The sequence below is a fragment of the Streptomonospora arabica genome, from assembly GCF_039531585.1.
Classification (GTDB): Bacteria; Actinomycetota; Actinomycetes; order Streptosporangiales; family Streptosporangiaceae; genus Streptomonospora; species Streptomonospora halophila.
The window spans coordinates 38,560-52,010 of sequence record NZ_BAAAQI010000026.1 but is presented as its reverse complement, the minus strand read 5'-3'; the positions used below and the strand labels follow the sequence as shown (position 1 = coordinate 52,010).

Genomic DNA, 13,451 nt, shown 5'->3' with positions numbered 1-13,451 from the left:
GCGCCGCCCCGGCCGGCGCCGCCGCGTGCTCAGCGCAGCGGCCGGACCGCGGTCGGCGCGGTGGTATAAAAGACCAATCGCCACCGGCTCCGCCGGACGGCGCCCCGCCCGCGCCGCGAGCGCCGGGCAGGCCGGGCGCGGTGAGCCGGCGGCGAGAAGCGCCGAACCCGCCCGCACCCGTCGGGGCCGCCGTCGGCCGCGACGCGGCCGGCCCTCCTTTCGAGAGTTAGATCCGCACGTGTCCTACGACTCCGCCTCCGCCTCCCGTGCCGAGGGAGGCCGGCGCTCCGGCCGGGCGCAGCGGCTCACTGTCCTGTCCGGCCCCTCGGGAGTCGGCAAGAGCACGGTCGTGCGCGAACTCCGCGCCGAGCACCCCGAGGTGTGGCTGTCGGTCTCGGCGACCACCCGCGCACCCCGGCCCGGCGAAACCGACGGCGTGGAGTACCACTTCACCGACGACGCCGGATTCGACGCGATGATCGCCGCCGGGGAGCTGCTGGAGTGGGCGCAGTTTGCGGGCAACCGCTACGGGACCCCCCGCGCACCCGTCGAGGAGCGCCTGCGCGGCGGCCGGCCCGTACTGCTGGAGATCGACCTGCAGGGCGCCCGCCAGGTGCGCGAGACCATGCCCGAGGCGCTCCAGGTGTTCTTGGCGCCGCCCTCGTGGGAGGAGCTGGTGCGCCGGCTCACGGGGCGCGGCACCGAGCCGCCCGAGGTCGTCCAGCGCCGCCTCGACACCGCCCGGGTCGAGCTCGCGGCGGAGAAGGAGTTCGACGTCACCCTCGTCAACACCTCCGTGGACGAGGTGCGCGAGCGGCTGCTGGCCCTGATCGGCGTCCGCGGCGACGCCGCTCCCGGGGCGCCCGCCTAGCGCGCGGCGGGCCGACGCCGCGCGGGACGCGCGGCGGCCGGAGCGGAGCCCGCAGTCGACTATCCTTGTAGCCGAGTCAGATTCCGCAGGTCCCGGCAGGGGCCGTCCGACCCTCCAGGGGGACGCACGTGGCAGGCACCGAGCCCGTCGCCGAAGGCATCACCAACCCGCCGATCGACGACCTCCTCGAATGCGTCGAGAGCAAGTACAGCCTGGTCACCATGAGCGCCAAGCGCGCCCGCCAGATCAACGCCTACTACGCCCAGCTCGGCGAGGGGCTGCTGGAGTACGTGGGCCCGCTGGTCGAGACCCAGGTCCAGGAGAAGGCCCTGTCCATCGCGCTGCGCGAGGTCAAGAGCGGCCTGCTCACCGCCGAGCCCTACGAGGGCGCCTGACCCTTCCCCCGGGCGTGTTCCGCCGCCGCCCGCACAGGCGCGGCGCTCGCGGAACACCGTCCGGCCGGGGCGGCCCGCGCGGCGCGCGGGCCCATCTGCTGGGATCTCCTGGTGAACATCGACAATAGGCCCGAGGTCGTCCTGGGCGTCGGTGCGGGTATCGCCGCCTACAAGGTGTGCGAGCTCCTCCGCCGCCTCACCGAGTCCGGGCACAGCGTCCACGTCGTACCGACCGCCGACGCGCTGCGGTTCGTGGGCGAGCCCACCTGGGCCGCGCTCTCCGGCCGCCCGGTCGCCACCGGGGTGTGGGAGTCCGTGCACGAGGTCCCGCACGTGCGCATCGGCCGCCGCGCCGACCTGGTGCTCGTCGCACCGGCGACCGCCGACCTGCTGGCCAGGGCCGCCCACGGCCTCGCCGACGACCTGCTCACCAACACGCTGCTGACCGCGCGCTGCCCCGTCGTCTTCGCCCCGGCCATGCACACCGAGATGTGGGAGCACCCGGCCACCCGCGCCAACGTCGCCACGCTGCGCTCGCGCGGGGCCGTGGTCGTCGAGCCGGCCGCGGGGCGGCTCACCGGCGCCGACACCGGGCCCGGCCGGCTGCCCGAGCCCGACGCCCTCTTCGCGGCCGCGCGCCGCGTGCTCGCCCGCGGCGGCCTCCCCGCGGACCTGGCCGGGCGCCACGTGCTCATCACCGCCGGCGGCACCCGCGAGCCCATCGACCCGGTGCGCTTCATCGGCAACCGCTCCTCGGGCCGCCAGGGCTACGCGCTGGCCGCCACCGCACTGGCCCGCGGCGCACGCGTGAGCCTGGTGTCGGCCAACGTCGCGCTTCCGCCGCCCGCCGGCGCCGAGGTCGTCGGCGTCGGCACCGCCCGCGAGCTGCGCGACGCCGTGCTCGCCCGCAGCGGCGACGCCGACGCCGTCGTCATGGCCGCCGCCGTCGCCGATTTCAGGCCGACCGAAACCGCGACCGGAAAGATCAAGAAGACGGGGGAGGGGCCCGCCCCCGTCGAGCTCGTCGAGAACCCCGACGTCCTGCTGCGGCTGTCCGCCGAGCGGGGGCGCCCCGGCCAGGTGGTGGTGGGCTTCGCCGCCGAGACCGACGACGTGCTCGCCAACGGCCGCGCCAAGCTGCGCCGCAAGGGCTGCGACCTGCTGGTGGTCAACCAGGTCGGCGAGGGCCGGGCCTTCGGCACCGAGGACAACCAGGCGGTGGTGCTGGCCGCCGACGGGTCGGCCACCGAGGTCGGCAGCGGTCCCAAGGAGGATCTGGCCGACCGCGTCTGGGACCTCGTGGTCCCGCGCCTGGCTCCCGCCGACACGGTCCCGTAGCGGCCGCACCGGTTACCCCGGGTGATCGAAACGGCGGTGGTCCGACCACTCCGCGATCGCCCCGCGCCGGGCTCCGTGTTGCGTGTCTAGCTTCCCGTTTCGCTCTCCGCTACGGAAATTCCCAGCACAAGGGCATGATCGGGGCGGTATCGGAAATTCGGCTGTGTCGTGCGTCACACTCCGCGGGTTGCCGCCTGAGTAGGCATTCCGCGCTGACGTGGCGATGCCGCCCCGCCTCGGGGGCCGACGTTGTGCGGCCCGAGCGGCGAGGCCGCCCGAGCGCGCCGAGCACCGCCCCACTACAGTGGTCCCCAGAAACCAACCGCGTCGGTCGGTTTCGCGGAGGAGACCCCCTTCCCCTCCGTGATGGCCGAGCCGAGCCGACAACTGTCAGCCAGCAGCCGCTGCAAGGAGTCACTCAACGTGTCCCGTCGCCTTTTCACCTCCGAGTCGGTCACCGAAGGCCACCCCGACAAGATGGCCGACCAGATCAGTGACGCGATCCTCGACGCGATGCTCAAGGACGACCCGGCCAGCCGGGTCGCCGCCGAGACCCTGATCACCACCGGACAGGTACACGTGGCCGGTGAGGTCACCACCAAGACCTACGTCGACATCCAAGAGATCGTCCGCAAGAAGATCCTGGAGATCGGGTACGACTCCTCCGCCAAGGGCTTCGACGGCCAGTCCTGCGGGGTTTCGGTCTCCCTCGACGCGCAGTCCCCCGACATCGCCCAGGGCGTCGACACCGCCTATGAGGCCCGTGTCGACAAGGAGGACGACGCGCTCGACAAGCAGGGCGCCGGCGACCAGGGCCTGATGTTCGGCTACGCGAACAACGAGACCCCCGAGCTCATGCCGCTGCCGATCAAGCTCGCCCACGCTCTGGCGGAGCGCCTCTCCGAGGTCCGCCACAACGGGACCGTGCCCTACCTGCGCCCCGACGGAAAGACCCAGGTCACCGTGGAGTACGAGGGCCAGAAGCCGGTCCGCCTGGACACGGTCGTCGTCTCCAGCCAGCACGCCCCCGACATCGACATCGACGAGCTCCTGACCCCCGACGTCAAGGAGCACGTCATCGCGCCGATCGTCGCGAGCTACGGCCTTGAGGCCGACGACTACCGGCTGCTGGTCAACCCCACCGGCCGCTTCGAGATCGGCGGCCCGATGGGCGACGCGGGTCTCACCGGCCGCAAGATCATCGTCGACACCTACGGCGGCTACGCCCGCCACGGCGGCGGCGCCTTCTCCGGCAAGGACCCGTCCAAGGTCGACCGCTCGGCCGCCTACGCCACCCGCTGGGTCGCCAAGAACATCGTCGCGGCCGGCCTGGCCGACCGCGCCGAGGTGCAGGTCGCCTACGCGATCGGCAAGGCGCACCCGGTCGGCGTCTTCATCGAGACCTTCGGCACCGAGCAGGTCGCCCCCGAGGTCATCGAGAAGGCCGTGGACGAGGTCTTCGACCTGCGCCCGGCCGCGATCGTGCGCGACCTGGACCTGCTGCGCCCGATCTACTCCGGCACCGCCGCCTACGGCCACTTCGGCCGCCAGGACGCGAAGTTCACCTGGGAGCAGACCGACCGCGCGGCCGCCCTGAAGTCCGCCGCGGGCGCCTAACCCCGAAATCCGGCGCGAGCGCCCGCCGATTCCGGGGGCGCCCGGCACCGACGCACGCCCGGCCGCGGCCCGTCGAGGGCCGCGGCCGGGCGCGTTTTCGCGTGCGCCCAACCGGCGCGGTTCCACGGTTTCCGGCATGCGGACGGCAGGGCGTAAGCATGGTCGCAGACATGATGATGGCGGAACGCGGATATTCGCCGTATCCGGTCAGTCGCCGTAAGCAGGATCCGATGGTCGGACCGTCTCGCTAGCGTGAACGGGAAGAAGAAGGGAATGCCCGCGACCATGGGACTATGCGAGCGTCCGCACACGGTCGAGGTCGACCTGGTTCGCGAGATCGCCGAGCAGATGTAGGTTCCCGAGGGCTCAAAGGTGGAGATTCTCGGCGGACGCATCCACCTGACCGCAGCGCCGATTGCTGAGCACGTCGTCATCGCGAGCGAGACGACGGAGCAGTTCTACGAGCAGTTGCCGCGCTCCATGCGCTCGACCACCGCCGGTGCGGCCATCGCTCCTTACGTCACCGGGGGCGATTTCGCGGTGCCGGACCTCATCGTGGCGCCGAAGGAGGTTTTCGATACCGGAAACCAGGTGCTCCCCGCGGTGGAGATGCACCTCGTCGCCGAAGTCGTTCCCCCAAGCAACGCCACGAAGGATCTCCATGTCCTTCCGGAGGTGTACGCGTTGTGGCGAATCCCCGTGTACCTGCTGGTCGACCCCCGCACGGGCGATATCACGGCCTACTCCGAGCCTTCCCACGGCGTTTACGCGCAGAAATCGGGTCACGACTTCTGTGACGGCATCGAACTCCCGTTGCCGGAAGGGAAGCTCATTCCGAACGCGGCCGGGTTCCCGCGTTGCCGCCGACTCATCGGCTGAGGATCGCTATCGGGCCGGCCGCCCCACGGATATCACCGGCATCCGTCTCAGGCGACGACGTCAGGATGGCCGGCCCGGGGCGGCAGGGCTGCACACTTCCCCCGAGCGCGCGGGTTCCCTCAATGTTCGGTTCGTGGCATCATTCCGGCAGTCGGCTGTATGCGGTATGCGAACTAGTGTGCGCGCCGCATGCACCCGGCGCAGTGTGCCCAAACCCCGGGCCGAGACGGCCCGAGACCGCGCTGAGGGGGCCGCTTGTCCGCGTTGAGTGTGCTGGACCGGGAACGATCCGTGGCTCCCCGGAGCTACAACCGCTGGCTCATACCCCCCGCTGCGCTGGCGGTGCACCTGTCGATCGGGCAGGCCTACGCCACCAGCGTCTACAAGAACTCGCTGGTCGAGCACTTCGACGCCAGCCAGACCCAGATCGGCATCATCTTCTCCATCGCGATCGTGATGCTGGGGCTGTCGGCGGCGCTGGGCGGCACCTGGGTCGAGCACAACGGGCCGCGCAAGGCGATGCTGGTCGCGGCCGCGTTCTGGAGCGGCGGGTTCCTCGTCGGCGCGCTCGGCATCGCCACCGGCCAGCTCTGGCTGCTCTACCTCGGCTACGGCTTCTTCGGCGGCATCGGCCTGGGGATCGGCTACATCTCCCCGGTCTCGACCCTGATGAAGTGGTTCCCCGACCGGCCCGGGCTCGCCACCGGACTGGCGATCATGGGCTTCGGCGGCGGCGCGCTCGTCGCCTCGCCGGTGTCCAACCAGCTTATGGCCCTCTACGACCCCGCCTACGACGCCACGGTCCCCGGCTCGGTGGCCTCCGGCGGCGCGCTCGTGGGCCTGTTCGTCACCCTCGGACTGGGCTACTTCGCGCTGATGATGATGGGCGTGGCGCTGGTCCGCGTGCCGCCCAAGGGGTGGCGGCCCGCCGGGTACGACCCGGCCGCCAACAACCACGCTCCGGTGGCCGGCTCCGACGGGGTCTCGGCCAACAACGCGCTGCGCACGCCGCAGTTCTGGTTGCTGTGGACCGTGCTGTTCACCAACGTCACCGCCGGCATCGGCATCCTGGAGCACGCCAGCCCGCTGCTGCAGGACTTCTTCCGCGACGCCTCGGGCACCTCGGCCGTCACCGCGGCCGCCGCCGGCGGGTTCGTGGGAGTGCTGTCGCTGTTCAACATGGCCGGCCGGTTCGTGTGGTCCTCGACCTCCGACATCGTCGGGCGCAAGCCGATCTACGCCTTCTACCTGGGCGCGGGCGCCATCCTCTACATCCTGATGGCGACCGTCGGCGGCACCTCCACCATCGTGTTCGTCGCCACGGCGGGCATCATCATCTCCTTCTACGGCGGCGGGTTCGCCACGGTGCCGGCCTACCTGCGCGACCTCTTCGGCACCTATGAGGTCGGCGCCATCCACGGCCGGCTGCTGACCGCGTGGTCGGCGGCGGGCATCGCCGGACCGCTCATCATCAACGCGTTCCTCGACGCCCAGGGCGAGCCCGGCACCCTCACTCGCGACGCCTATCAGGCGCCGCTGTTCACGATGGTCGGGCTGCTGGTCGTGGGGTTCACCGCCAACCTGCTGATCCGCCGCGTGAACGCGCGCTTCTTCGAGCCCGCCGAGCAGGAGTCCGCGCCGGCGGCACCGGCGGCCGAGGCTGCCGCGGCGCCCGACCCGAGCGGAGCAGCGCCGCGGACCGGCGAGGGCGCGTCGCGCAGCACCCTCCCGCTGCTCGTGGCGTCGTGGGCGGTGGTGGCAATACTCCTCGGCTACGCCGTCCTGCGCGTCAGTACCACGGCGGCGCGCCTGTTCACCGGCTGACCCGCGCCCCCGCCGACCGCTCGCGCTCGGGGATCCGGTTCAGCACCGCCTTCTGCAGGGCCTCCAGCGGGCCCTGGTCGAAGCGGCGCAGCCACAGCACCGAGCCCGCCAGCAGGAACAGGCAGATGCCCGCCCACAGACCGATGACCCACCACGGCCCCGACCCCGCCAGGCGCGACGCCAGGCCCAGCCCGAACCCGTAGCACAGGACCGTCGCCAGCACGTTCTGCAGCACGTAGCCCGTCAGTGCGGTCCGGCCCAGGCAGGCCAGCGGCCGTGAGAGCGGTCCGGAACCGTCGCCGCCGGACCGGTCGAGCAGCGTGCCGACCAGCCCGACCAGGCCCAGCGCCACCACCGGTGCGGCCATGTAGCGGTCGACGAGGAAGAACGCGTCGCCGGCCAGCGTGGTGGCCGCGTTGAGCGGCACTCCCGCGCCCAGCCCCCACGCCAGGAGGCGGGTGCGCAGCGCCGCGCCCGCGGGGCCGGGGTCGAAGGCCCCGGCCCGCAGCAGCCGGACACCCGCCAGGAACAAGAACAGCAGAAGGAAGAACGTCAGCACCGGTTCGATCCGCAGCACCGCCGCGTTCTGCAGCCGGGCCGCCACCTGCTCGGTGTAGGCGCCCTCGGCGTAGAGGCGGACCACCTCCGGCGACGGCCCCGATCCGGCGACTGCGGTCGGCGCCGCCGCCAGCGCCCAGGTCAGCAGGCCCATCACCGCGGCGTGCAGGGCGCCCGCCCCCCACATCACCGCCGAGCGGACACGCGCCGACCGGGTCAGCACCCAGGCCGCCACCAGGGACGCCACCGCGTAGCCCATCAGCACGTCCCAGGCGAACACCAGGATGAAGTGCACGGTCCCCTCGACGAACAGGAACAGCGCACGCCACGTGTAGCGGCCCGGCCAGCGCCGCCCCCGGCGGGCGGCCGAGCCGAACTGCACCGCCAGACCCGCACCGAACAGCAGGGTCAGCAGCGCGAGGAACTTGCCGTTGGCGGCGAAGCGCATCAGCGCCTCGGCCGCGGCCCCCGCCGAGGGGTCGGACAGCACCCCGCGCACGTCGACCAACTGGACCGACCCGCTGAGCAGGCTCATCTCGGCGCCGGGGGCCGTGAAGACCCAGATGTTGGTCGCCAGCGTGCCGAGGATGGCCGCGCCGCGCAGCACGTCCAGCAGCGGAAGCCGCCCCCGTACGGCCCCCGGCGCCGGGCGGGCCCGGGCCCCGGCGGAGGTGGTGTCCATCGTTGAATGCTCCGTTCGTGCGCCGCGGAAGACGTCCGGAAGGGGAGAGTGCCCTTCCCGAACGCCCAGCGTGGCCGCACGGAGCTGTCCGAGACATCCTGCCGGGTGCCGAGGCGGTGTGCTGCTTTGGTCGTACGCCGCGCGGGCGGCCGACCCCCTGTTCTCGGGCGTGTTCGGCGGGCCGCCGGCCCATTGCGCGGCGCGCCGGCACCGCTCCCGCTGCGTGCCCGTGGGCCGGGGACCCGCCCCGACTCCTTCACCGGCCGTGCGAGAGCGGTACCGGTCCCTGCGGCGGCGACTCGCGCCGCGAAGCGGCGTTTCGCGCTCGGAGCGCGGGGCGCATCCGCGTGCGCCGCCCGTTACGGAGGGACCCCTCGAACACGCCCTACAGGCGCACCGTGGTGCTGCGGACGATCTCGAAGACGGGGTGGGTCTCGACCTCCTGCCCGAACGCCTCGACAGGGGAGTCCGGCGCGGCGGTGAACTCGCCGGCCACCACCGCGGCGCGCGGATGGTCCAGGTACTCCTTGAGCACCCGCGCCGCGCGCTCGGGCCCGGTCTCTACGACGCTGATCAGCTCGATCCACCCGCCGCGGCGCAGCGTGGCGAAGCCGTCGCGGCGGATGTTGCGCACCCAGCCGGTCTCGCCGTACGCGCCGACGAGGAACCTTCCCTGGTCGTTCTCCACCAGACTGACGGGCGTTGTCCGCAAAAAGCCCGACTTGCTGCCGCGCGTGGTCAGCAGCCGCATCTCGCCGGGACTGATGCCGTAGGTGATGAAGCCCGCGATGACGGCGTTGGCGGTGCGCCGCAGCCGTGTACGGGGAAAGCGGCCGGCCTGGTCTGGCATCGACGTCTCCCTTGCTCGGTTGTCCCCCATTCTGGTGCTTCCGCGGACCGCCCGCACCTGCGGCGCCTCACCGGAACGCCGAGACGCCCGTCACCGCCTGGCCGATGCTCAGCGCGTGGATCTCCTCGGTCCCCTCGTAGGTGGCCACCGTCTCCAGGTTGGCCATGTGCCGCATCACCGGGTACTCCAGGGTGATCCCGTTGGCGCCGTGCAGGGAGCGGGCGGCGCGCGCCACCCGCTGGGCGGCGGCGACGTTGCCGAACTTGCCCAGGCTGATGTGGTTGCGGTGGCAGGCGCCCGCCTCCTTGAGTCGGCCGATGCGCATCGCGGTCAGCCCCGCCTGGTTCACGTCCAGCACCATGTCGGCGAGCTTGCGCTGGGTCAGCTGGAAGCCGGCGATGGGCCCGCCGAACTGCTCGCGCGTACCTGCGTAGTCCAGCGCCGCGGCGTAGCAGGCGCGCGCGGCGCCGGCCGCGCCCCACACGATGCCGTACCGGGCCTCGTTGAGGCAGGACAGCGGCGATCCCAGGCCCGCGGATCCGGGCAGCAGCGCGTCGCCGGGCAGCCGCACCCCCTCCAGGACGAGCTCGGAGGTGATCGAGGCGCGCAGGGACAGCTTGCGGTGCAGCGTGTTGGCGGTGAAGCCGGGGGCGTCGGTGGGCACCGCGAACCCGCGGACGCCCTCGTCGGTGGCGGCCCACACGATCGCTACGTCGGCGACCGAGCCGTTGGTGATCCACATCTTCGTGCCGTCGAGGACCCAGTCCGCGCCGTCGCGCCGGGCACGGGTGCGCATCGACCCCGGGTCGCTGCCGGAGTCGGGCTCGGTCAGCCCGAAGCAGCCGATCGCCTCGCCCGCCGCCATCCGCGGCAGCCACTCCCGCTTCTGCTCCGAGGAGCCGAAACGGTGGAGGGCGTACATGGCCAGCGACCCCTGCACCGACACGAAGCTGCGCAGCCCGGAGTCGACCGCCTCCAGCTCGCGGCAGGCCAGGCCGTAGGCGACCGCCCCGGCGCCCGCGCACCCGTAGCCCTCCAGGTGCATACCCAGCACGCCCAGCTCGCCGAAGGCCCGGGCCAGGCCGCGCGGATCGGGCAGTGTGCCGGCCTCGTACCAGTCGGCGACGTGCGGCAGCAGCTCGCGGTTCGCGAAGGCGCGGACGGTGTCGCGGATGTCGGCCTCCTCCGCCGAGAGCGTCGCGTCGAGCGCGAGGAAGTCCTGCGGGTCGGGCGCCTGGGGCCGGTGCTGGTCGCTCATCTGGGCGGTGCCTCCTCGAAATGGCGGTCGGGTCGTGGGACCGAGCCGGCGGCGCGGCGGGTCCCGGCGGGGTGTCGGGGCGGTCAGCCGGTCGGCGGAGCGCCGCCGGGGCCGGCGCCCTCGCGCCGGGCCTGGTGGACGGCACCCCGGTCGATCAGCCGGGCGACGCGTTCGTCGGACACGCCGGACTCGGCCAGTACCCGCGCAGAGTGCTCGCCCAGCAGCGGCGGAGGGGCGGCGGTGCGCTCGCCTGCGGCCGCCGAATCCAGCCGGAACCCGGCGCGCACCAGGTCCAGCGGTCCCGCCGCGGGGTGCTCGGCGCGCAGCAGCACGTCGTCGCCGGCCGACTGGGCGCTGCCGACGGCGTCGAGGACGCCGCGGACGCGCCCGACCGGGACCCCGGCCGCCAGCAGCGCATCCAGCCACTCGGCCGCCGGCCGGGTGCGCAGCTCGGCCGCGATCTCGGCGACCAGCTCCGCGCGGTGGGCCACCCGGTCGGGGTTGGTGGCGAACCGCGGGTCGGCGGCGAGATCGTCGCGGCCCAGTACCGAGCACAGCCGCACGTAGAGCGCGTCGTTTCCGGCGGCGACCACGATGTCGGCGTCGGCGGTGGCGAACGCCTGGTAGGGCACGATGGAGCCGTGGGTGTTGCCCACCCGCTCGGGTTCGGTGCCCGTGACCAGCGCCTGCTGGGTGACGTTGGCCAGCCCCGACAGGGCCGAGTTGACCAGGGTGGCGCTGACGTGCTCGCCGCGGCCGGTGGCGCGCGAGCGCACCAGTGCGCCCAGGACGGCCACAGCGGCGTTGAGCCCGGTGAGCACGTCGGTGATCGCCACACCGGCCTTGACGGGCGGGCCGCCGGGCTCGCCGGTGGCGGCCATGAACCCGCTCTCGGCCTGCACGATGAGGTCGAAGCCGGGCCGCTCGGCCGGCTCGTGCTCCGGTCCGAAGCCGCTGATGGAGCAGTAGACGACGGCGGGGTTGCGCGCGCTGACGCCGGCGTAGCCCAGTCCCAGGCGGTCGGCCACGCCGGGGCGGAAGTTCTGCACGACGACGTCGGCGCCCGCGCAGACCTCCTGCACCGCGGCGAGCCCTTCGGGGTCCTTCAGGTCCACGGCCAGGCTGCGCTTGTTCCGGTTGACCGCGAGGAAGTAGCTCGCCTCGCCGCCGGCCCACGGCGGGCCCCACGCGCGCGTGTCGTCGCCGCGGCCGGGGTGCTCGATCTTGACCACGTCGGCGCCCATGTCGGCCAGCAGCATCGTCGCGTAAGGGCCGGCCAGCACGCGGGACAGGTCCGCCACCCGCACCCCCTCCAGCGGGCGCCCGGGCGTGGCGGGGCCCTGGTCGGAGGCGGGGGAGGGGGAGGACGCGTGCCGCGCCCCCGGCGCGGAGCGCTCCTGCCCGGTCACGCCGGCCCGCTCGCGCCGGGGCCCTGCGCCGGCTCGGCCGCGCGCCGCTGGTGGAAGGCCTCCAGGCAGCGGCGCAGCGCGGTGGCCAGCGCGCCGCCGGACTGCCCGGCGTAGCGGCGCTGCACGCGGTCCACGATCTCGGTCATGTCCCGCGTCACCGACAGCCCTTCGACGAGCGCGCGGAAGAACTCCTTGGCCAGGTCGGTGAGCAGGGTGGTGTCGGCGGCGACGATCCTGCCGTCGGCCACGTCGACCGCGAGCACGACGCCCAGCCGCTCGTACTGGGAATGGCTCGCCACGGTGTCGGGCAGCCGGGCATAGCCGGAGACGAGGATGATCCCCGGATCATCCAGCAGCGGCCTGATGCCGTCGTTCGCGCGCACAGCGCCCCCTCCCGTAACCCGCCGCCGCCCGTCGGCGGCGACGCTACGCGTCACATGCCCCTGGGACATGCGGATCTCCCGGTGTGCTGGAGTCTCGCGCCTGATGGGGCGGCCGGGGGAAGCCGGGCGCCCTCGGCGGGAGGGCAGGCGCCTCACAGTATTCCCGACCGGCGCCGCGGCGTGTCAATCGGGGGCCGCGCCCGGCGGGGCGCCGCGCCGGTGCGGGGGCCTCGGGCCCGGAGCGCCAGGGGGCCGCCGGGAAAAGAACCGTGAAGTTTTCCGATGGTGAATGATCTGCCTCACAACCGGTAACATCGGGCGCTAACTGAAGGTGCGGCGGCGACCGGCCACCGTCCCGGACCCCGCGGGCCGTGCGAACCACGCGCCCCACGGCGGCGCCGGGCGCCCGCGGCACCGGCCGACGGCCCGGGGAGCGCGACCGTGACTGACCACCGGCGAGCGGTGCACACCGGCGACGAGCGGCCCGCGGCCGAGGTCGGTGACCAGCGCGTAGTGGACATGGCCGAGCGCCGGGGCCGGGCGCCGTTCGGGCCGCCGACCGACCCCGCGCGCCGGGACCCGGGAGGGCCCGGAGCCGGCGGCCGCTCGGCGGGGGCGGGCGAAGCCGCCGGACCGGCCGCGAGCGCGCACGGCCGCGTGCCGGCGCAGGTCGGCGGCACCCTGATCGAGGCCCGGCGCGGGTTCCTGCGCCGGGCCGTGGGCTATCTCGCCGCCGACGCCGGCGTCCGCCAGTTCGTCGACCTGGGATCGCGCCTGCCGGTGGACGAGGGCGTCGGCCGCGCCGCGCGCGAGTACGCGCCGGGCTCCCGGGTCGTCTACGTCGACGCCGAGTCCAGCGCCGCGCTGCGCGCCGGGCGCGCGGGCGCCGACGACACCGCGGCGGTCGTGGTCGCCGTTGAGCGCATGGACCCCGGCGCGCTGACGGACCGGCTCGCGGAGCGCGGCCTCGTCGACTTCGCCGAGCCGGTCGGCGTCCTCATCACCGACACCACGGCGCTGCGGCGCGACGGCGTCCTCGTCCACGACCTGGTGCGCGCGCTGCACGCCCGGATGGGCCGCGGCGGGCACGTCGCCATCGCCCAGCCCGTACCCGAGGCGCGCGACCCGCACAGCCGGGAGATCGCGGCGTCGGTGTTCGAGCCCTTCACCCTCGTGGAGCCCGGACTCGCGGACATGGCCTGGTGGCCCTACCCCGACGAGGAGGTGAGCGGCGAGCCCACCGGCGTCCTCGCCGGACTCGGCCGCAGCGGCTGAGCAGGCCGTCCGTCCGAGAGGCCGGTGGGAGGCGCGGGAATGGGAGACGGCGCCGGGGTCGGCGAAGCGGGAGCACGGCGGATCGGGATCGGCGGAGCGGCACGGAAAGGGG

Annotated in this window: 12 protein-coding genes; 7 read left to right on the top strand and 5 right to left on the bottom strand. The window is 73.7% G+C overall.

The features are described 5' to 3' along the window. Window positions 1-238 precede the first annotated feature (238 nt). The 6 genes from gmk (at window position 239) to ABD284_RS24640 (ending at window position 6,924) form a co-directional block, all read left to right on the top strand. Window positions 239-871: a guanylate kinase gene (gmk, locus tag ABD284_RS24665; protein WP_344148468.1), complete on the top strand. Its 633-nt coding sequence runs from the start codon at window positions 239-241 to the stop codon at window positions 869-871. Between the two features lie 128 nt (window positions 872-999). Next, a complete protein-coding gene (rpoZ, locus tag ABD284_RS24660) occupies window positions 1,000-1,266 on the top strand; it encodes a DNA-directed RNA polymerase subunit omega (protein ID WP_131098133.1) in 267 nt (88 codons plus the stop codon). 111 nt (window positions 1,267-1,377) lie between these two features. After that, window positions 1,378-2,604, top strand: a complete 1,227-nt coding sequence (gene coaBC / locus ABD284_RS24655) for a bifunctional phosphopantothenoylcysteine decarboxylase/phosphopantothenate--cysteine ligase CoaBC (protein ID WP_344148464.1) — start codon at window positions 1,378-1,380, stop codon at window positions 2,602-2,604. 423 nt (window positions 2,605-3,027) lie between these two features. Then, window positions 3,028-4,221 (top strand): methionine adenosyltransferase, encoded by a 1,194-nt coding sequence (gene metK / locus ABD284_RS24650; RefSeq protein WP_311543525.1) that lies wholly within the window; start codon window positions 3,028-3,030, stop codon window positions 4,219-4,221. A gap of 372 nt (window positions 4,222-4,593) precedes the next feature. Continuing rightward, the gene (locus tag ABD284_RS24645) at window positions 4,594-5,100 is read left to right on the top strand and encodes a Uma2 family endonuclease (protein WP_344148459.1); all 507 of its coding nucleotides are present in this window, start codon (window positions 4,594-4,596) and stop codon (window positions 5,098-5,100) included. Window positions 5,101-5,364: 264 nt separating this feature from the next. After that, window positions 5,365-6,924, top strand: coding sequence for an OFA family MFS transporter (locus tag ABD284_RS24640; RefSeq protein WP_344148480.1), 1,560 nt, complete (start codon window positions 5,365-5,367; stop codon window positions 6,922-6,924). On the opposite strand, the gene ABD284_RS24635 is transcribed toward ABD284_RS24640, so the two are convergent. The 5 genes from ABD284_RS24635 to ABD284_RS24615 form a co-directional block, all read right to left on the bottom strand. Beyond that, on the bottom strand, window positions 6,914-8,164 hold the full coding sequence (locus ABD284_RS24635; RefSeq protein WP_344148456.1) for a DUF418 domain-containing protein: 1,251 nt from the start codon (window positions 8,162-8,164) through the stop codon (window positions 6,914-6,916). The genes ABD284_RS24640 and ABD284_RS24635 overlap by 11 nt on opposite strands. A gap of 385 nt (window positions 8,165-8,549) precedes the next feature. Then, entirely contained in the window at window positions 8,550-9,014 is a 465-nt protein-coding gene (locus ABD284_RS24630; protein WP_344148453.1) for a nitroreductase/quinone reductase family protein, read from the bottom strand. Between the two features lie 67 nt (window positions 9,015-9,081). Continuing rightward, complete coding sequence (locus ABD284_RS24625) at window positions 9,082-10,272, bottom strand: acyl-CoA dehydrogenase family protein (protein WP_344148450.1); 1,191 nt, start codon at window positions 10,270-10,272, stop codon at window positions 9,082-9,084. An 83-nt stretch (window positions 10,273-10,355) separates the two neighbouring features. Continuing rightward, window positions 10,356-11,681: a CaiB/BaiF CoA transferase family protein gene (locus ABD284_RS24620; protein ID WP_386699081.1), complete on the bottom strand. Its 1,326-nt coding sequence runs from the start codon at window positions 11,679-11,681 to the stop codon at window positions 10,356-10,358. Further along, complete coding sequence (locus ABD284_RS24615; RefSeq protein WP_344148447.1) at window positions 11,678-12,064, bottom strand: DUF3870 domain-containing protein; 387 nt, start codon at window positions 12,062-12,064, stop codon at window positions 11,678-11,680. The genes ABD284_RS24620 and ABD284_RS24615 overlap by 4 nt, the downstream gene beginning before the upstream one ends. A 441-nt stretch (window positions 12,065-12,505) precedes the next feature. Here ABD284_RS24615 and ABD284_RS24610 point away from each other — a divergent pair, with 441 nt between their 5' ends. Further along, window positions 12,506-13,339: an SAM-dependent methyltransferase gene (locus tag ABD284_RS24610; RefSeq protein ID WP_344148444.1), complete on the top strand. Its 834-nt coding sequence runs from the start codon at window positions 12,506-12,508 to the stop codon at window positions 13,337-13,339. Window positions 13,340-13,451: the final 112 nt, after the last annotated feature.